General features: G+C 43.3%; 16 protein-coding genes. 4 read left to right on the plus strand and 12 right to left on the minus strand.

The window, feature by feature from the left end:
• Position 1: 1 nt before the first annotated feature.
• From KSW37_RS03955 to KSW37_RS03980, 6 genes are all read right to left on the minus strand, one after another.
• The gene (locus tag KSW37_RS03955; RefSeq protein ID WP_118066228.1) at positions 2-1,504 is read right to left on the minus strand and encodes a 2-isopropylmalate synthase; all 1,503 of its coding nucleotides are present in this window, start codon (positions 1,502-1,504) and stop codon (positions 2-4) included.
• A 456-nt stretch (positions 1,505-1,960) separates the two neighbouring features.
• On the minus strand, positions 1,961-3,460 hold the full coding sequence (gene dnaB / locus KSW37_RS03960; RefSeq protein ID WP_217313402.1) for a replicative DNA helicase: 1,500 nt from the start codon (positions 3,458-3,460) through the stop codon (positions 1,961-1,963).
• Entirely contained in the window at positions 3,447-5,930 is a 2,484-nt protein-coding gene (locus KSW37_RS03965) for a tetratricopeptide repeat protein (RefSeq protein WP_217313403.1), read from the minus strand. The genes dnaB and KSW37_RS03965 overlap by 14 nt, the downstream gene beginning before the upstream one ends.
• Positions 5,931-5,937: 7 nt before the next feature.
• Positions 5,938-6,849, minus strand: a complete 912-nt coding sequence (locus tag KSW37_RS03970) for an ABC transporter substrate-binding protein (RefSeq protein ID WP_217313404.1) — start codon at positions 6,847-6,849, stop codon at positions 5,938-5,940.
• A 21-nt stretch (positions 6,850-6,870) separates the two neighbouring features.
• On the minus strand, positions 6,871-8,052 hold the full coding sequence (locus tag KSW37_RS03975) for a class I SAM-dependent rRNA methyltransferase (RefSeq protein ID WP_217313405.1): 1,182 nt from the start codon (positions 8,050-8,052) through the stop codon (positions 6,871-6,873).
• A gap of 52 nt (positions 8,053-8,104) precedes the next feature.
• Positions 8,105-8,722, minus strand: coding sequence for a 3'-5' exonuclease (locus KSW37_RS03980; protein WP_217313406.1), 618 nt, complete (start codon positions 8,720-8,722; stop codon positions 8,105-8,107).
• Positions 8,723-8,835: 113 nt separating this feature from the next.
• Between KSW37_RS03980 and KSW37_RS03985 the strand changes: the two genes are divergently transcribed.
• From KSW37_RS03985 to KSW37_RS04000, 4 genes are all read left to right on the plus strand, one after another.
• Complete coding sequence (locus tag KSW37_RS03985; RefSeq protein ID WP_217313407.1) at positions 8,836-11,448, plus strand: FtsK/SpoIIIE family DNA translocase; 2,613 nt, start codon at positions 8,836-8,838, stop codon at positions 11,446-11,448.
• A 179-nt stretch (positions 11,449-11,627) separates the two neighbouring features.
• A complete protein-coding gene (locus KSW37_RS03990; protein WP_217313408.1) occupies positions 11,628-12,227 on the plus strand; it encodes a LolA-like putative outer membrane lipoprotein chaperone in 600 nt (199 codons plus the stop codon).
• 269 nt (positions 12,228-12,496) lie between these two features.
• Positions 12,497-12,946, plus strand: coding sequence for a Fur family transcriptional regulator (locus tag KSW37_RS03995; RefSeq protein ID WP_217313409.1), 450 nt, complete (start codon positions 12,497-12,499; stop codon positions 12,944-12,946).
• Between the two features lie 45 nt (positions 12,947-12,991).
• The gene (locus KSW37_RS04000; protein WP_022120967.1) at positions 12,992-13,552 is read left to right on the plus strand and encodes an NADH peroxidase; all 561 of its coding nucleotides are present in this window, start codon (positions 12,992-12,994) and stop codon (positions 13,550-13,552) included.
• A 129-nt stretch (positions 13,553-13,681) separates the two neighbouring features.
• Here the strand turns inward: KSW37_RS04000 and KSW37_RS04005 are convergent, their stop codons facing one another.
• The 6 genes from KSW37_RS04005 to KSW37_RS04030 all read right to left on the minus strand — a co-directional run bounded on the left by KSW37_RS04005 (position 13,682) and on the right by KSW37_RS04030 (position 18,712).
• Entirely contained in the window at positions 13,682-15,316 is a 1,635-nt protein-coding gene (locus KSW37_RS04005) for a dipeptidase (RefSeq protein ID WP_437183108.1), read from the minus strand.
• Between the two features lie 159 nt (positions 15,317-15,475).
• Complete coding sequence (gene nadC, locus KSW37_RS04010) at positions 15,476-16,327, minus strand: carboxylating nicotinate-nucleotide diphosphorylase (RefSeq protein ID WP_089543435.1); 852 nt, start codon at positions 16,325-16,327, stop codon at positions 15,476-15,478.
• Positions 16,328-16,393: 66 nt separating this feature from the next.
• The gene (locus tag KSW37_RS04015) at positions 16,394-16,606 is read right to left on the minus strand and encodes a hypothetical protein (RefSeq protein ID WP_217313411.1); all 213 of its coding nucleotides are present in this window, start codon (positions 16,604-16,606) and stop codon (positions 16,394-16,396) included.
• A 40-nt stretch (positions 16,607-16,646) separates the two neighbouring features.
• Entirely contained in the window at positions 16,647-17,606 is a 960-nt protein-coding gene (locus KSW37_RS04020) for a DUF4296 domain-containing protein (RefSeq protein ID WP_217313412.1), read from the minus strand.
• Positions 17,607-17,608: 2 nt separating this feature from the next.
• Entirely contained in the window at positions 17,609-18,325 is a 717-nt protein-coding gene (locus KSW37_RS04025) for a lipoprotein signal peptidase (RefSeq protein ID WP_217313413.1), read from the minus strand.
• A gap of 3 nt (positions 18,326-18,328) precedes the next feature.
• Complete coding sequence (locus KSW37_RS04030; RefSeq protein WP_022120972.1) at positions 18,329-18,712, minus strand: TraR/DksA family transcriptional regulator; 384 nt, start codon at positions 18,710-18,712, stop codon at positions 18,329-18,331.
• Positions 18,713-18,719: the final 7 nt, after the last annotated feature.

Here is an 18,719-nt window from a genome sequence, read left to right on the forward strand (position 1 = left end):
TTTATCTAATCTTAAACTTGTTAATACAATCAATGTAAGCCTCAACAGAAGCTGTAACGATGTCGGTATCTGCACCGAAGCCATAATAAACATGACCATCGTATTCCACCTGCATGTGAACCTTGCCCACATCGTCAGAGCCCTTGTCGATTGCCTGGATAGTGAACTCCTTGAGATTCATCTCCTTTGTAATGATCTTCTTGAGAGCATTGATAGCAGCATCTACCGGACCGTTACCAGATGATGCAGCCTCAAACTTCTGACCTGCAATATCAAGTCCGATACTTGCCACGCTCTTCACGCCCTTACCTGTAGTAACCTGCAACCAGTCGAGCTGAACGCCATGCTTGTCAGCAGAATCAGCACCGGCAAGCATCAATACATCCTCATCGGTAACTTCCTTCTTCTTATCAGCCAGTTGGAGGAACTTCTTGTAAATCTTGTCGAGTTTCTCCTCATCATTAATCTCTACACCATTGACATGAAGACGATACTTCAATGCTGCACGACCAGAACGGGCTGTCAGAACGATAGCATTGTCATCCAATCCAACTTCCTTAGGATCAATGATTTCATAAGTCTGAACATTCTTCAAGACGCCATCCTGATGGATACCAGAAGAATGAGCAAATGCATTGCGACCCACGATAGCCTTGTTTGGCTGGACAGGCATATTCATCAGACTGCTCACCATGCGTGAGGTAGGAATAATCTTGGTGGTATTGATGTTGGTATCAATATTGATATGCTTGTGACACTTCAGAATCATGGCAATCTCTTCGAGCGAAGTATTACCTGCACGCTCACCGATACCATTGATGGTAACCTCTACCTGACGTGCACCATTCAATACACCCTGCAGAGTATTGGCAGTTGCCATACCGAGGTCGTTATGGCAGTGAGTAGAAAGGCGTGCCTTATCAATGCCATCAACATGTTCCATGAGATACTTGATTTTGTCACCATATTCATCAGGCAGACAATAACCTGTTGTATCAGGAATGTTCACTACAGTTGCACCCGCCTTGACAACAGCCTCAACGACACGAGCCAGATACTCATTATCGGTACGGCCTGCATCCTCAGCATAGAACTCAACGTCCTCAACATACTTTTTGGCATATTTGACTGCAGCTACAGCGCGTTCGATGATTTCCTCACGGGTAGAATTGAACTTATACTTGATATGACTATCGCTGGTACCGATACCGGTATGGATTCTCTTATGCTTAGCATACTGCAAAGCCTCAGCAGCACAATCAATATCCTTTTCTACGGCACGGGTAAGTGCACAAATAGTTGGCCAGGTTACAGCCTTAGAGATTTCTACTACTGAATTGAAGTCACCCGGACTTGATATTGGAAATCCAGCCTCAATTACATCCACGCCCAACTGCTCCAGTTGCTTTGCCACTTGAATCTTCTCAACTGTGTTCAACTGACATCCCGGAACCTGTTCGCCATCGCGGAGGGTCGTGTCGAAAATGTATAATCTGTCACTCATATCTTTAAAATTTTAAATTTACACCTTAATTAATATATAAGAGCCTCATATTCTGAACACACACGTTTAAATCGCAATCCATGCAGCAGCATCAGATAAAGTAAAAAGCCTTCCCCCACTCCATAGACGGAAGTGTAGAAAGGCTTTTAATATCTTATGCGATGAACTATACGCACACCTTATCACTTCCGCCCACAAGCTGCAGTCGAAGTCGAATAATAATGCTTGTAATGTTCAACGATGTTGTTCTCATATCTATCTCATTATGTTATATTCTTAAATTCGCATGCAAAGGTAACACTTTTATTTGATACCGGCAAACAATTTATAACTTTTTTAATAGAAATGATAACAAATTCCTATATTCTTATAGTTTTTTCACCCAAAAACGTTAATTCTGTGCAAGAATTTGGCGAAAAAGCCAGTTTTTGAGTGAAAAACCAACAAACTCTAACCTTAGAAAGGCAGATTCTCTGCAGGCGGCGGTGGTAGCGGACTACCATCCTGCCCTCCGCCATTCATCCTAGAGCCTACAATCTCACCACCTTCTTCGACAGGTGCTGCTGCAGCATCCTGCGGATCCTGGAATCGGGTAAATTCTCCACGGAAGTTCAGGAGAACATCTCCAACAGAGCCCTTACGGTGCTTGGCAATGATAATCTGTGCCATACCATGAAGGTCATTACCCTTTTCATCCTGATAGATGTGATAATATTCCGGGCGGTGAACGAAGAGTACCATATCGGCATCCTGCTCGATGGCACCGGATTCACGAAGGTCACTCAACTGAGGTCTCTTTCCTTCCAAACCCTCACGGTTCTCTACGTTACGGGAGAGCTGCGATAGGGCAAGCACAGGAATATTCAACTCTTTAGCAATACCTTTGAGCGAACGGGAGATAGTAGATACCTCCTCCTGACGGCTGCCAAACTTCATACCGTTAGCATTCATCAACTGAAGATAGTCAATCATTAACAGTTTAACTCCCTTTTCTCTTACCAGTCGGCGCGCCTTTGTACGTAGTTCAAAAACAGAAAGACCTGGCGTATCATCTATATAAATAGGTGCCCCTGTCAGTTTTCTCAGTTTTTGATCCAACCGCTCCCATTCAGGTTGTTCCAATTGTCCGTTCAGTATTTTTTTACCCGAAATCTCGCATACATTTGAGATGAGTCGGTTCACCAACTGAACGTTATTCATTTCCAGAGAGAAGAATCCGATAGGCACACCATAATCTACAGCCACATTTTTGGCAATACTCAATGCAAAGGAAGTCTTACCCATGGCAGGACGACCGGCGATAATCACAAGGTCGGACGGTTGCCAACCTGATGTCATATCATCCAATCCACGATAACCCGTAGGAATACCGGTAAGACCACCCGAGTTCTGAGCGGCACGCTGTAAAATGGCAACGGCCTCCTTAACAACCGGATCAATCTGTGTATAATCCTGCTTCATATTGTTCTGCGAAAGCTGGAAGAGTTCACCTTCAGCTTTCTGCATCAATTCATCCACATCCACACCTTCTTCATATGCCATCGTCTCGATGTCGCCGGCATAATGAATCAGCTGGCGCTGCATATATTTCTGCGCCAAGATGCGGGCATGCGACTCTACATGGGCAGCCGAAGCCATGCCTGCAGAAATATCCATAAGATATTGTGCACCTCCCACCTTATCCAGTTCACCAGTCTTGGCCAACTGATCGGCAAGGGTCATGATATCCACAGGCCGTTCCTCCATGTTCATCACCTGGATAGCCTGATATATTCTCTTATGACGCGGGTCATAAAAAGTATCCGGCTTGAGCAACTCCGACACCACAGAGAAGGCATCAGAATCAATCATTAAGGCACCCAGTACTGCCTGCTCCACATTAACAGCCTGCGGCTGCAAATGGGCGTAGGTTGGATCTATCTGCACCTTATTCTTGTTTTTATTATTTTCCGCCATCTTTATTATTTTTCCTTTCCTCGGTAACCTTTTTTTCCATAAATTCCAATTCTATAGGTGCTATACCACGCTTATCAAACCATTCTCCCATCTCGAGCAGTCCATATTCATCCATATCTTCTCTAAAACAGGCAGCGTAATTTGCCGCTTCATCGAAATAGCTGACAGCAACAGCTCCTCCCTCTTTCACCAGAATGCAGAGACCGTAATAGAAGTATTTCAAAGACTCCCATCTTTGATCCACTGAGTGAGAAACTTTTTTCATCATTGCAGATAACATCTTCATGAACATCTGTTCAACATGTTCCTGGTCCATGTCTTTCAGATCAGCCTTCCACAGCTTTTTCATTTCATCTTCCTGACACTTCTGAATATAAGGTTCAATCAGAGCCATTGCTCTGTCTATGTTCTTATCGCCTTCAGAATCTGTAAAGAGCAAAGAGAAAGCCAGTCTGCATTCTATCTGTTCCTCCTTAGGATACTGTTCATCCAACAGGAAAGCCAATTGCAACGCCTCATTAAAACGATGGAATTTCAATGCAAGATCTATCTTTTTCAACTGGAGTTTAAACTGCTTATCCTTGTCAGTCTCCAACTTGATTATTTCATCCAAAGTAGAAAATGCATTTTCATCTTCACATTTCTCTTCTATTTTTAACTTCAGCTCATAGGCTGCCTTATATTTTGAGTTTACCTCCAAGACGTCACAGACGTAGTTAAGCGCATCGCTAAAATTTTTCTCCGAATAGTATGCCAGCGCAAGCATCATTTGCTCTTCTTCTGTATATTGCGACAGATTACGCAAAATCCTGCTGACAAAGGCAAAATCGCCTCTCTTGGCTGAGAAACGGGCCAGCGACAAGCGATACTTGTCATATTCCGGTTTAGCAAACAGTCCCGTTGTCATGAATGGTATTTTCATCTGCATTTCAAAAGGATTATCAAATGTACCCCTCATTGGAGAAAGTGTATAGAAACGGAAGAGGTCCTGCACATAGCGATGACGAATCCGAACAGCAAGTTTTTTCTTTTCCTCTTCAGACAGATCCTCTTCCCGTTCCATCACCGAATCGAGCAGTCTGACTTTTTCAGAATCCTTTGCTTCTGCAGAATCAGACTCTTCCTCTACAGACTCTTCAGCATTCTGCTCATTTTCTTCCTCACCTTCCTCGGCATCATAAGAATCATGACCAAGCATAAGATGTTCCGGGTCGGCATCCAATGCTTTGATAAATTCTCCAGAAGTAGTATTCAATGAAAGAATGACGCTATACAGGTCGGTATCACACATAGATGCACCATTCAGGAGATTATTGACGAAATTGCGATGCTGATTCATCGCAACCCGTACACTCTTGAGCGTAGAATTACGTACATAGAAAGGAACAAACCAGTTATAGAGTGAATGGAAATGACCGAAACACTTCTGATTGGCAAACTGATGATAATACACATCAACTCCAATATCTTCTGAGTTCAACATATAGTTAAAGGCTCCTTGAATATCTTCATCCGGATCTTCACCATCTACAGTAAATTCATCAAGTTCCACCTTACCCATATCTTTCAGTTTTTCTGTCAAATCATGGGTAAGAGTGGAAAACATGGTCTTCACCACAGAATGCATCATCTCCTTGCTATCCTTTTTACTAGTAAGGCATAGACGCATCTGACGCTGGAGATCAACGCAGGCTGCCAGAAAATCATCATCTATGACCGTGGAGGCAGCTGCTTGCCAACACGCATCACTTTCAGCCGGATTGGATATCACGGAGAAAACAAAACCCACAAAGGCGCGTTCACGAACACTACAACTGTCGGCTGACTTAACCAAGCGAAGCAAGAGTCCGATTTTTAAAGGATCCATGAATACAGAGCAAGACAAGGAGACTGCCGAAACTATCATATTGATGGTGTATGGATCTACCAAATCGGAATCAATGATACTACGAATCGCCTTAATGAAATCCTCATTCCAATCATCAGTCACCATTATATAAGAAAACACCATATTGCGATAAGCATTAAGCTGCTCTTGTATCTTTTGTCTTTCCTCGTCTATCTGTTCTGCAGATAAGCCAACTTTCAGATTAAGCATAGCTTCATCTGTGGCAAATTTCTCAAAGGTTTCCTGTACTTCATCAAAACTTGTCAGTTTCTGGGCTCTTTTGTTAAGTGCAACAAATGTAGGCTCATTTGCCAAAATCCAAACGTGACGCACTTTACCAAAGAGCTCATCAGTATCAAGATCTAAAGTTTGAGCAAGATTATAAAGCTCTCGGTGTTTAAGTTTGCCGTCTATATAATCATGATACAAATCATCATATCTTTTTTCAATTTCCGCAATTCCAGGCTGACACGATTCGAGCCCCACTTCCTGGTCAATTATCTTGCGAATAGCCTCAATTCTGGATATAGTAGTAACATGTTCATGCGAAAACTTTGTCCAGCAAAAATCTTCTCTTTCCATAAGCCGTTTATTTTTGTGCTACAGCCAGGTCACGACGTCTTGGCTCCATAGCGTGTTCATATTTAAGTTTTGGAAGATTACTGATGGTTTTAGCATCGGCACCCGTATATTTGGTGATGATGCTTGCATAATGCTGCACACCACGCCTATTTATGCTATCAACAGCAATATTATACGCTTTGATAAACTTGGCGAGCTGGTCTTTACGGCGCGGCTCGGAAAGTATTTTCTTGCGGAAGGCAACAACACCTAACTGTAAGTTCTTATCCCTGCTATCAAAGAGTTTTACATGCTGTTCAAGTCGGGCTTTGGTTGCTTGAGGTTCTGGCAGCAACATGGCATCCATCTCGTTATTGAGCAACATACGCAGACGGATGTTCAAATCATTGATTTGCACCTTATATACATCATATTTAGGTTTACCGCTATCGATTGCTAAAGTAGCAAGATAATCAGTCGCCGAATAGCGGGTCATTGCCACCATCTTATCTGACAGTTGCTTCAGTTCAGATATACGCGAACGCTTATTGGTAATAAACTGCCAATAAAGATTGGTAGAAATGGGGTACGTCAAAGCAGTACCCCGTTTCTCAATATGACGTGCACGAATCAGATCAGTCACAGATCCCTCTACGCGTTGGCGCTCGATAGCTGTATCACAATCCATTTGTGCAGTATATCTACGCAAATGTACGTCTACACCTTGTTGCTTAAAGATACTGTCATCATATGCCAGAAAGATTGGCAGACAGTCCATCGTTGGCATCACCGCAATCTTCAGCGCAGCACGGTCTAGGCTATCCAATCTAGCCTTTTCCTTCTTGCTCAAGCGATGACGTTCTGCTTCCGACTTGCCACATCCTACAATTCCTATAGCCAGCAAGAGCATCAAGGCTGTTAACGTTTTGAACTTATTCATTATCTATCCTTTAATCATTTGTTATTCTACATACAGAACCAATCCCTTCAAATATTCACCTTCAGGATGATAAATATTGATAGGATGGTCAGCAGGCTGATGCAACTGGTGCAAAATGCGAACCTTTCTTCCAGCCTGCGCAGCTGCAGTAAACACAGCGTTGCGGAATTGATCCTTGGTCACCACCTGAGAGCAGCTGAAGGTAAAAAGGATACCACCCTTCTTAATACGCTGCAAGCCCTTTACATTCAGGCGGGTATAACCCTTCAACGCATTACGCAAAGCCGCACGGTGCTTGGCAAAAGCAGGAGGATCCAAAACTATCAGATCATACTGCTGATCATGTTCATCAAGATATTTGAAGGCATCTTCGCAGATAGCCTCATGACGTGCATCCCCAGGGAAATTGAGCGCAATATTCTCATTGGTCAATTCTATCGCCTTGGCACTGCTGTCAACAGAGTGAACAGCCTTAGCCTCACCTCTCATCGCATAAACAGAAAATCCTCCGGTATAGCAGAACATGTTGAGCACACTCTTTCCCTTGGCATAATGCTCGAGCAGCGAACGGTTCTCACGCTGATCTACAAAGAAACCGGTTTTCTGACCTCGCAGCCAGTCGATATGGAATTTCAGCCCATTCTCTACAGCTACATCGTCAGCATCACCTCCCAGGATAAAACCATTCTCCTGTCTGAGATCAGCCTTATAAGGCAAGGTGGTCTCACTCTTATAGTAGATGTTTTCCAATGCATCGCCCATCACCTTCTTCAAGGCATTGGCAATCTCCATGCGGCAAACATGCATTCCCACACTGTGAGCCTGCATGACAGCTGTAGGACCATAGCAGTCGATAACAAGTCCCGGCAAGTTATCTCCCTCACCATGAACCAGACGATAAGTCGTGTTGGATGAGTTTCCGGCAATTCCCAAAGCGAGTCTCATCTGAAAAGCCGATTGCAATCTGGCACACCAGTACTTCTCATCAATCTCAATATCTCTAAATGAAAGAACACGCACTGCGATAGAACCGATCTGATAATGACCGATAGCGATGAATTCACCACCACGAGTAAACACCTTCACAATTTCACCCTCCTCGATACCCTCATCCATTGCCTGGATGGCACCCGAGAAAATCCATGGATGAAAACGCTTGAGCGATTCTTCTTTACCTTTCTTTAAATATACACTTTTGTACATATTTATAAATATGATGTTTCTTATTATTAATAATTTCTATTCTGTGCACAGATCAGAGTCTGAGTTCATTGAGTTCATAATCGCCTGTTGCAGACAAACGCTGGAATTCTTCATACAGGTTAATGCAGCACCATGCGTCTGTAGCCGCATAAAGAGCCTGCGATTCCTTTAAATCGTTAGCCTCCCAATTGCTCAACCGTTGCGCCTTGCTGATTTTCTGATGAAAGAGGTTAGCATACAGTTTCTGCAAACTCATGTCTGCGATACCAAAGTTCTTTGCAACATCCTGCAACTCGATAAAATAACCAGCCTTAAAAGCTGCTCGCTTATGTAGCTGCAACAAGTCATCGTGCCATGAGAGTCCAACTTTTGGCACGATGGTATCTTCGAGCATGCGAATGATGGCAGGTGTCATGCCAGTATGATGCAGGCGGAAGAGATAACAAGTATCATGTGTACTCACCTGCAACAACGAAACATGGTAAGCCTGACCACGCTTAAAAGAAGGGCGTGTTTCGGTATCCACGCCCAGTATATGATGGCTAAGTAGGTCATTAACAGCCGCTTCTGTATCTTCAGGCTTATCAACGACTACGATTTTGCCAGGAAACAAAGCTCTTGGCAAATTCGTGATTGCCGCCTTGTCGAAACTAGTGAAAATAATCTTCATTATGCTTTTTATTCTTTACAAGTTGCAAAATTAGAAAAAAAAGATGAGAAAAAGAATTGTTTTCTCAATTATTTTAGCTAATTTTGCAGATAAATTATTCAAAAAGATATAAAATGGCTAAAAAAAGAACTGAAAAAAAGACCAAAACCTTTAGTGAAGCTATTGGTTTACAGTATATTTTCAACAATACTATCACCGACTTTTTCATTGGGTTAGCTCTGGTAGTAATTGCTGTGGTTATCATCATCGCAATGATCTCCTTTCTCAATACAGGAGCCAATGACCAGAGTTTGCTCGAAAATCTGAAGCCAGGGGAATGGACCAATACGGAAAAACAGTTTCAAAACTACTGCGGATCCTGGGGAGCCATCATCTCCTATTGGCTCATCGCTATCAATTTCGGATTTCCAGCCTTCATGCTCCCGTTTTTTGTCATTATGGTGGGATTGCAGATGATGCATGCTTATAAAGTGAACCTCTGGAAATGGTTCTTCTGCATGATTGTGGTGATGCTCTGGATGTCAGTCACCTTTGCTAAGTTTATCGCACCGATCATGCCTAACCTCATCTTCAATCCGGGAGGCAAGCACGGACTCTTTGTCGTACAGAACCTGGAGAACATCATAGGTCCTCCAGGACTTACTGCCATTCTTTTCTTCGTGGCTGTAGCATTCCTCACCTATCTCACCACAGAAACCATTACGATAATCCGCAAGGCACTCAACCCTATCGGTTATATATCTAATAAGGTAAAATTCGAGATTACCAACCATGGAAAGAATAAGAAAGATACTGAAGCAATTGATGAGGCATACGCAAATGCAGCATACGGTTCAAGCGATGAGGAAGAGGAATATAAGGAAGATGAACCAGCTAAGGTCATCGACCTGGACCTGGATCCGAACCAAACATTCGCAAAACCTGCTGCACCTGTTGATCCTACAAACGAGAATACGAAAGATACTGGTACAGAAAACAAGAATGAAAGAGATGAAACCATCGCTGTAGCCAACAGCACACAAGACGAGAATATGTCACTCATTGCCCGCCAACGCGCACTCCGTACTAAAAGGGCAGAAATGGAGGCACAGGAAAAGCAAGCTGCCGAGGCTGCTGCAGCTTCTGAGCATATCGGAATGGACATCTCGGTAGCTACAGCCGACGAGAAGGCTACCGGCAACACCTTGAGTAATACGGAGCTGCTGAATACTCCTATTAATCCGAAGGAGCCATTCACAAGATATAAATATCCTGTTCTCAATCTCCTGAAGAAATATGAGGACGATGGTGTATCTATAGATGAGGAAGAACAGCGCGCCAATAAAAACCGCATCATCGAGGTGCTGGGCAACTTTGGCGTACAGATTAAGACCATTCGTGCTACGGTTGGTCCTACCATCACACTCTACGAAATCCAGCCTGCAGAAGGCGTACGTATCTCCAAAATCAAGGGCCTGGAAAATGACATCGCCTTGAGTCTCGCTGCTCTCGGTATCCGAATCATCGCCCCGATTCCCGGTAAGGGTACAATCGGTATTGAGGTACCTAACGCCAAGGCAAACATCGTGAGCATGGAGAGTACCTTAAACTCAAAGAAGTTCCAGGAAACCAAGATGGAGTTGCCTATCGCTTTGGGTAAGACCATTACCAACGAAGTGTTTATGGTTGATTTGGCAAAGATACCTCACCTGCTTGTTGCGGGTGCTACCGGACAGGGTAAATCTGTAGGTTTGAATGCCATCATCACCTCCTTATTATATAAGAAACATCCAAACGAACTCAAACTAGTTCTCATCGACCCTAAAAAGGTGGAGTTTAGCGTCTACTCACGTATCGCCAACAAGTTTATGGCTGCGGTTCCTGAAGAGGAAGAGCCGATTATCACTGATGTAACCAAGGTGGTTCGAACCTTGAACAGTCTGTGTGTACTGATGGATAGCCGTTACGACTTGCTCAAAAAGGCAGGAGCCCGTAATATCAAGGAATATAACCAGAAGTATATCAACCATAAGTTGAAACTGACAGACGGACATGAGTATATGCCATACATCGTGGTGATTATCGATGAGTTTGGCGATTTGATCATGACAGCCGGCAAGGAGGTAGAACTTCCTATTGCACGTATCGCCCAGTTGGCCCGTGCCGTGGGTATACACATGATAATTGCCACCCAGCGTCCTACTACCAGCATCATCACGGGTAATATCAAGGCAAACTTCCCTGGCCGTATCGCCTTCAAGGTTACATCGGCCATCGATTCCAAGACCATTCTCGACCGTACAGGAGCCAACCAGCTGATTGGTCGTGGCGATATGCTCTATCTCTGCGGCAACGAACCGGTCCGTGTACAGTGTGCCTTTGTTGATACACCGGAAATCGAGCGCATCAACGAGTATATCTGCGAACAGCCAGGTCCTATCGAACCAATGGAGTTGCCAGAACCAACTAATGATGAAGGAAGTGCAGGTGGAAACGGTAGTATCAGTGCCCGTGAACTGGATCCGTTCTTCGAAGAGGCAGCCCATGCGATTGTTCTTTCGCAGCAAGGCTCAACCAGCATGATCCAGCGCAGGTTCAGTATCGGTTACAACCGTGCCGGACGCCTGATGGACCAGATGGAAGCTGCTGGCATCGTAGGTGCAGCACAGGGCAGTAAGCCTCGTGAGGTACTGATCCAGGACGAAAACCAGCTTAATAATTTGTTAATGGCACTTCGAAACTCTTAATTTTAGTAAATTAATAAGAGCATGAAAGAAGATAATATTGGAAAAGGTTAAACTGTTAAACCCTAAAGCCGTGAAAACGTCTAATAAACTAAAGACGCTTTTACGGCTTTATAATAAAATATGGAATTTTTCAAAGATATAATAAAACATAGATTTTAAAAAGAAAGGAAAAGATAAAAATGAAAAAGATTTTAGCATTGGCTCTCGTTGCGATGATGAGTATCGGAGCCATGGCGCAGACAGCAAAACAGGTACTCGATAAGACCGCTGCCGTTATAGGCAACAAAAGTGGAGCTAGCGCCAACTTCAAGATGAGCAGTTCTAAGTATGGTTCGGCAAGCGGCAGCATTGCCATCAAAGGCAACAAGTTTAACGCCCGTACCCCGCAAGCCATCGTCTGGTTCAACGGCAAGACCCAGTGGACTTATCTGAAGAAAACCAACGAGGTGAATGTCAGCAACCCTACACAAGCTCAGCAGATGTCTATGAACCCTTATACCTTTATTAATATATATAAGACTGGTTATAAGTCATCGCTCAAGACAGCAGGCAGTAACTATGTGGTTCATCTCATTGCCAATAATCAGAAACGTTCTGTAGCCGAGATGTATATCACCATCAACAAAAAGACACATATTCCATCGGTTGTCAAGATGCGACAGGGCAATACCTGGAGTACCATCACGGTAAGTAACTTCAGATCAAAGAGCGTTTCCAACAGCACATTCAATTTCAACAGCAAAGAATGCCCAGGTGCCGAAGTCATCGACTTGAGATAATCACCTGAAATTTCGTATAAAGTTTATTTTCAAATATAATTCCCCGTTACAATACTTCAGTTGTGTAACGGGGAATTACTTTTTCCGAAAGGTATGAGTATCCAAATTTCCGAAAGCGAATCATATAATCCCCTTTTTAGCACAACAAATCTTAAAACAACTATTCAATTGTAAAATATTCAAAAATACTTTGGAATATTTGCAAAAACATTTGGTTGAATCAAAAGAATTACTTATCTTTGCAACATAAATAATAAAAACAAGTAATTATGAAGCAGACAGAAGCTTATCAAAGACTCATGGAGAAAGGTATCAGACCATCACTCCAACGAATTGCCATCATGGATTGGCTTATCAATCATCCAACTCATCCAACTATCGAGGATGTGTACAAAGGATTAGCTGATAGTATTCCTACATTGAGCAAGACAACCGTTTACAACACACTCAGAATGTTGAGTGAGCACAATGCAGCTCAAATGATTACAATCGACGAGCATCGCGTATGCTATGACGGAAATATCAAAAGCCACGTACACTTCTATTGCAAGAATTGTGGCAAAGTAATAGACTTCTTTGGCGAACCAGCCCCGACAGTTGAACCAGGGAAGGAAATCGAAGGAAACATCGTATTGGAAGAACAGCTTTACTATAGAGGAATCTGCGCTGAATGCGCTAAAAAAGGCGCAAAGTCACCTCTCAAAGAGACTGTTCACTAATTCAAAAAACAATAATTATACAACAATATTTAAAACAAAAACATTATGAAGAAAAAGTTTATTTGTACAGTTTGCGGTTACATTTACGAAGGTACAGAAGCACCAGAGAAGTGCCCTATCTGCAAGGCTCCAGCCAGCAAGTTCAAGGAGATGGAAGATGCTGTAGATGACGATATGACATTTGCTACAGTTCACGTTCTCGGTCAGGCATATAAGGATGGCGTCAATGAAGATGTCATTAAGGGTTTGAAGGATCACTTTAATGGTGAGTGTGGCGAAGTAGGTATGTATCTTGCTATGGCACGCCAGGCAGATCGTGAAGGATATCCTGAAATTGCAGAGGCTTACAAGCGTTATGCCTATGAGGAGGCTGATCACGCTTCTCGTTTTGCAGAACTTCTCGGTGAGGTTTTGGGTGATACAAAGAGCAATCTCGAGGCTCGCATTGCCGCAGAGAAGGGTGCTTGCGAAGATAAGTTCCGCATTGCTAAACTTGCTAAAGAGCAGGGTTCAGATGCTATCCACGATACCGTTCATGAGATGGCTAAAGATGAGGCTCGTCATTGTGCAGGTTTCGCAGGTCTCTACAAGAGATACTTCAAATAAGATTTTAAAAGCCGTAACTTTTAAAATTATAATACCATTATTTAGTATTGTAAGTCAATAAAATAGAAAAGCCGATTCTCGTATAGCGATATACTTGAATCGGCTTTCTTTATGTTATGATGAATATCGTTACTTTGTTTCTGGAACCAGGAACTTGTCTCCTGTTTGCTTAATAAGTTCCTTGGCATATTTCTCAGGATATCCAGGACGAACTGGGGTTGCACCCAATCCATAAGGAGTCTTCTCGAAACTGCCATCTTTCTTGGTTGGCTTGATAATCATATCATTATACTTCACTACCATGAACTGGAAGAGTTGTTGCCAGCGTGCCAGCATCTGCTGTGCCTTCTCAATACCATAATCATTGAGATACTTGACGGCAGCCTGTGGATTCTGTGCATACAATTCCTGAGCCTTAGCCTCAACACCTGACTGAGCTGCAAAATAGCTATTATCCAGACTGTCACGAACCTCTTTCAAAGTTGGGAACATCAGGCTGTAACGAGGATAAACCATATTGCTGGTCATATTGCACACCCAGTAAGCATTCTTGAAACTGAAGTTCACAGCATCTGCTCCCGGTGTATTATAACACTCAGGACGAACTGTAGAAGAACAGTAGATTGGTGTGAACGCTACCATATTGGCATCGTCATTACCAAACCAAAGAACACCGCCAATCTCTCTAGGCATCCATGAACGCATCTGGCTAACAAAAACAAAGCCACTCTGCTGTGTGCTGACAGGACGTTCGTTGAAGCACTGCTTGCCATCAACCTTAAACATCAATGGAGTTGGACGGTAAGGCATCTGCCAGATACCACCTCCGATATCATTGCCATCAGCTACAGAAAGAGGTGTACCCTCATAATGATCACGCATGCAAGCCTCAACATCTGCAACACTCACCTTCTTGTTAGGAACTACCCAAAGAGGCATATCCTTCGCATTAGGATCCTTTCCCAATGCCCAATCAAGATAAGGACTCATATCATAGAAATGATTCAAGAGAGCCCAAGCACGAGCATCACAGAAGCGACGGCCTGAGAAATCAGGCTTAGCATATGCCATTTTCCATGAGAAATCAGCATCCTTGCCCTGATACCAGCCCTTGCTGCGAGCAAAAGAAACGACATCCTTGGCATACATCACGTTTTTCTTGTCCTTCATATTGAACTTGCCTATGCGACTCTGGTTAGCATGTGCACAAACTGCATTATCAGGAATACGGAGAGCTACCCAAACCACACCCTTAGAGCCTGGTCCCTTGCCCATCATCTCCATAATCCAAGCTTCGTTCGGATCACAGATGGTAAAGGTTTCTCCTTCTGAATTATAGCCGTAAGTATTGGCGATGGTTGTCATCACTTTGATAGCCTCACGGGCAGTCTTACTGCGCTGCAGGGCAACATAGATGAGTGAACCATAGTCCATGATACCTGTAGAATCAGCCATCTCCTCACGTCCACCATAAGTAGTTTCACCGATGGTAACCTGCCATTCATTGATATTACCAATTACATTATAAGTTTCGGCAGCCTCCGGAATCTCACCATGATATTTATTGGTATCCCAATCATAAATCTTACGCATCTCACCCTTAGCATGCTTACCGGCAGGAAAATGACAGAGATTTTGGAACATACCATAGTCATCGGCACTATATGAACACATCACAGATCCATCTACCGATGCTTTTTTCCCTACTATAAAGTTGGTACATGCCTCAGCCTCAGAGACACTGCCCAACATAGCCACAGCCATTATGGCTGAAGCGAAAATCTTATTCATAAATATACCTTTATTAATATAGAATGTGGAGTTAGAAAAGTCTCCTAACTCCACAAAATTATTTCAGAAAAACAAAGAGAAAAGCATTTGAATTCTTCACTCTTCCCTCTTCACTCTTCACTTAAATCACTCTTAATCGCAAGCCTTGAAACTCATATCCAAGCCCTTCACACTATGTGTCAAGGCACCAACAGAGATGAAATCAACTCCCTGCTCTGCATAATCGCGAATCGTATCGTAAGTGATACCGCCAGAAGACTCAGTCTCATACTTACCAGCAATGATGTCTACTGCCTTCTTTGTATCAGGCACAGAGAAATTATCAAGCATAATACGATTTACACCACCATGCTTCAAAACCTGATCAAGTTCATCGAAACTGCGCACCTCGATTTCAATCTTGAGATCAAGACCCTTTTCTTTGAGATATGCATGACAGCGGTCGATTGCATTGTCGATGCCACCGGCGAAATCGATATGATTATCTTTCAAGAGAATCATATCAAAAAGACCGATACGATGGTTCATACCACCACCTATCTTAACAGCCTGCTTCTCCAACATGCGAAGACCTGGAGTTGTCTTACGGGTATCAAGGATATGTGTCTTTGTACCCTCAAGACGCTTTACATACTTAGCTGTCATAGTAGCAATGCCACTCATACGCTGCATGATATTGAGCATCAAACGCTCTGTCTGGAGCAAAGAACGAGTCTTACCCTCTACAATCATTGCAATGTCACCCTTCTTAACATGGGTACCATCCTGGAGCAACACCTCTACCTTCATTGTAGGATCGAAACGGGCAAATACCTTTTTTGCCATTTCAACACCAGCCAACACGCCATCTTCCTTGATAAGCAAGTGGCTCTTACCCATGGCGTCTTCTGGGATACAACACAAGGTTGTATGGTCGCCATCACCGATATCCTCAGCAAATGCCAAGTCTATCAACTTGTCTTCTAATTGATCTACGCTTAACATATTATTAATGTTTATTTTTAATGTTTATTGTTTACTCTGTAAATGTTAACCATTAACTATTAACTGTCAACTATTAATTCTCTTCCCGTTCCAAAAGGCACGACGGATTCCTTCTTCATCGAATTCCACTCTGATCTCTCCTCCTAACCATTCGGTCATCGGAAGTTCATTGCGAAACTCATAGTAGTTTACTACCCTATCCTCTACGATTTCTACTACTGCCTGCTCTAGTCTTGTACCATCAGGCAAATGTACCACATGGGCACCACATCGTCTCATATCTATCATATACGTTCGGTATAAATCTGATATATCCAGACTAATTACTCTTCAGTTGGATGGGTTTATCAGGCATAGGAACCGGTGCACTTGTTGGAGGCATTGGAGTTCCAACCGGACGTGCAGGAACACTTGGACCAGGTATGCGGGTCTTACGGGCTGTATCTACTTTTGATGAATCAGAAGATGTTGCTGATGAAGATGCCGGCGCCACCTTCTTAGGATGCATACGAATAAGACGAATCTTGTTGACAAACATCAGTTTGAGAGTTGTCATAGAACCGGCATCAGAACTGAAGCCTCCCTCATTCAGCATGAAGAATCCCTTGACGCACTTAATTCCAAGACTGTCATTATCAGCGAGTTCCACACTATAGTGCTGAGCACTCTGAATATGAATTACAGTCTGTGCTACACTATCGTTCTTAAACTGTACAGCCAGTAAAGCAACACCATCGCGCATACCATCTTGGAAGATAAACTGCGACTCAAAATCAAGTCGGAACCGGTCACCCTTATGGAAAGCAGTATCAGCTTCAATCTTGAAACTGCGACTGTTGAAACCAGCATCTGTCGAGAATACCATTGAAGTAGCCTCTTTCCAGATATTGGCAGTATCGCCTACAGAAGTAAGATTGTCAAAATCACTATTTCCAGCACTATTTCCACCCAAAGCAACCGCCTCTTTATCCAATCTTTCAGCCAGATCCTTATACACATCATGCAGCAACTCTGTATGGCGCATGTAATAAACCATCGAACTGTCGAAGTCAGCCGACGTGACATCATGTTTCTTAAGTACTGCCTCGCGATAAGCCAGGCTATTCTTCTCACTACCACCATCTTCACTCTGAGCCATAGCAAGAGCGATGTGATAATCGAACAGAATATCTGTCATCTTACCTTTAGAGAGTACATCTCTTGGAAGCGAAGGCTTACAAGAAGCGAAAGCTGCGCAAAAGCCTACTATCAAACAGAGATAAAGAAAAGCTTTCTTCATGATTACTTGTCCTCCTTATTTTCTTGAGATTCTGACTTTTTCTTTTCTTCAGCAGTTTCTACAGAAGAAGCGTCTTTAACACCAATCTTCTTATCACCACCTCCGAGGGCTTCCAGTTCTTTTCTACAGAAAAGCAAGAGAGATATAATGCCGACTGATACACAGGAATCTGCAAAATTAAATACAGGATCGAAAAATGTACCATGCTGTCCACCCCAGAAAGGGAACCATTCAGGCCAGGTGTAGGTAAAGAACGGAAATCTGAACATATCTACCACCTTGCCCATAAGTACGGGTGCATAGCCCTCACCGAAAGGCACGAGATAAGATACATAATAAGGTGATGCACCGGTAAAGATGAGTCCGTAGAAGATGGAATCAATCATATTGCCGATTGCACCCGTCAGAACCAGCGACACCAGAATGATGTATAACAGGCGATAGGTACCACGCTTAATGATGCGATGCAGATAAATGCTCAACGCACAGATGGCTACCAGGCGCAACAGACTTAGCCAGAACTTGCCGATAAACGACATGCCCCAAGCCATTCCGTTGTTCTCAACAAACTCGATATAAAACCAATCAGTAACACGAACAGACTCGCCAAGGCAAAAATGGGTCTTGATGTACACCTTGATAATCTGATCGATAACAAGAAGCACAACCACCATTGCCGTGACGAGCCATCCGATTTTAATTTTACTTGTTTTCTCCATTTATTATTTCTTTCTAGCCTCCTTAGAAGCTACACTCAAAGTGGCATGAGGTACAGCACGCAAACGCTCCTTAGGAATCAACTCGCCTGTTTCGCGGTCAATACCATAGGTCTTGTTCTGGATACGAACCAAAGCTGCTTCCAATCCCTTGATGAACTTCTGCTGACGCTGGGCCATCTGGATGATTTCTTCCTTGCTTTGTGCTTCACTACCCTCTTCAAGAGCCTTGTAGGTTGGTGATGTATCTACCACATCATTACTGTCTGAGTGGTTCAGCTGAGCCATACAATCATGATAAGTCTGCTTTGCCACCTTCAATTTCTCATCAATGATAGCGCGGAACTCCTCGAGCTCCTGATCGCTATAACGTAGTTTTTCGTTAGCCATAGATGTT

Source organism: Segatella copri, assembly GCF_019127135.1.
Classification (GTDB): domain Bacteria; phylum Bacteroidota; class Bacteroidia; order Bacteroidales; family Bacteroidaceae; genus Prevotella.

Bases quoted from the DNA above. Each gene is read 5' to 3' on its own strand.
- KSW37_RS04025 (WP_217313413.1), bottom strand. From the start codon at position 18,325: ATGGAGAAAACAAGTAAAATTAAAATCGGATGGCTCGTCACGGCAATG.
- KSW37_RS04030 (WP_022120972.1), bottom strand. From the start codon at position 18,712: ATGGCTAACGAAAAACTACGTTATAGCGATCAGGAGCTCGAGGAGTTC.
- nadC (WP_089543435.1), bottom strand. From the start codon at position 16,327: ATGTTAAGCGTAGATCAATTAGAAGACAAGTTGATAGACTTGGCATTT.
- KSW37_RS04020 (WP_217313412.1), bottom strand. From the start codon at position 17,606: ATGAAGAAAGCTTTTCTTTATCTCTGTTTGATAGTAGGCTTTTGCGCA.
- KSW37_RS04005 (WP_437183108.1), bottom strand. From the start codon at position 15,316: ATGGCTGTGGCTATGTTGGGCAGTGTCTCTGAGGCTGAGGCATGTACC.
- KSW37_RS03975 (WP_217313405.1), bottom strand. From the start codon at position 8,052: ATGTACAAAAGTGTATATTTAAAGAAAGGTAAAGAAGAATCGCTCAAG.
- KSW37_RS03990 (WP_217313408.1), top strand. From the start codon at position 11,628: ATGAAAAAGATTTTAGCATTGGCTCTCGTTGCGATGATGAGTATCGGA.
- KSW37_RS03995 (WP_217313409.1), top strand. From the start codon at position 12,497: ATGAAGCAGACAGAAGCTTATCAAAGACTCATGGAGAAAGGTATCAGA.
- KSW37_RS03980 (WP_217313406.1), bottom strand. From the start codon at position 8,722: ATGAAGATTATTTTCACTAGTTTCGACAAGGCGGCAATCACGAATTTG.
- KSW37_RS03985 (WP_217313407.1), top strand. From the start codon at position 8,836: ATGGCTAAAAAAAGAACTGAAAAAAAGACCAAAACCTTTAGTGAAGCT.
- KSW37_RS03965 (WP_217313403.1), bottom strand. From the start codon at position 5,930: ATGGAAAGAGAAGATTTTTGCTGGACAAAGTTTTCGCATGAACATGTT.
- KSW37_RS04015 (WP_217313411.1), bottom strand. From the start codon at position 16,606: ATGAGACGATGTGGTGCCCATGTGGTACATTTGCCTGATGGTACAAGA.
- KSW37_RS04000 (WP_022120967.1), top strand. From the start codon at position 12,992: ATGAAGAAAAAGTTTATTTGTACAGTTTGCGGTTACATTTACGAAGGT.
- KSW37_RS03970 (WP_217313404.1), bottom strand. From the start codon at position 6,849: ATGAATAAGTTCAAAACGTTAACAGCCTTGATGCTCTTGCTGGCTATA.
- dnaB (WP_217313402.1), bottom strand. From the start codon at position 3,460: ATGGCGGAAAATAATAAAAACAAGAATAAGGTGCAGATAGATCCAACC.
- KSW37_RS03955 (WP_118066228.1), bottom strand. From the start codon at position 1,504: ATGAGTGACAGATTATACATTTTCGACACGACCCTCCGCGATGGCGAA.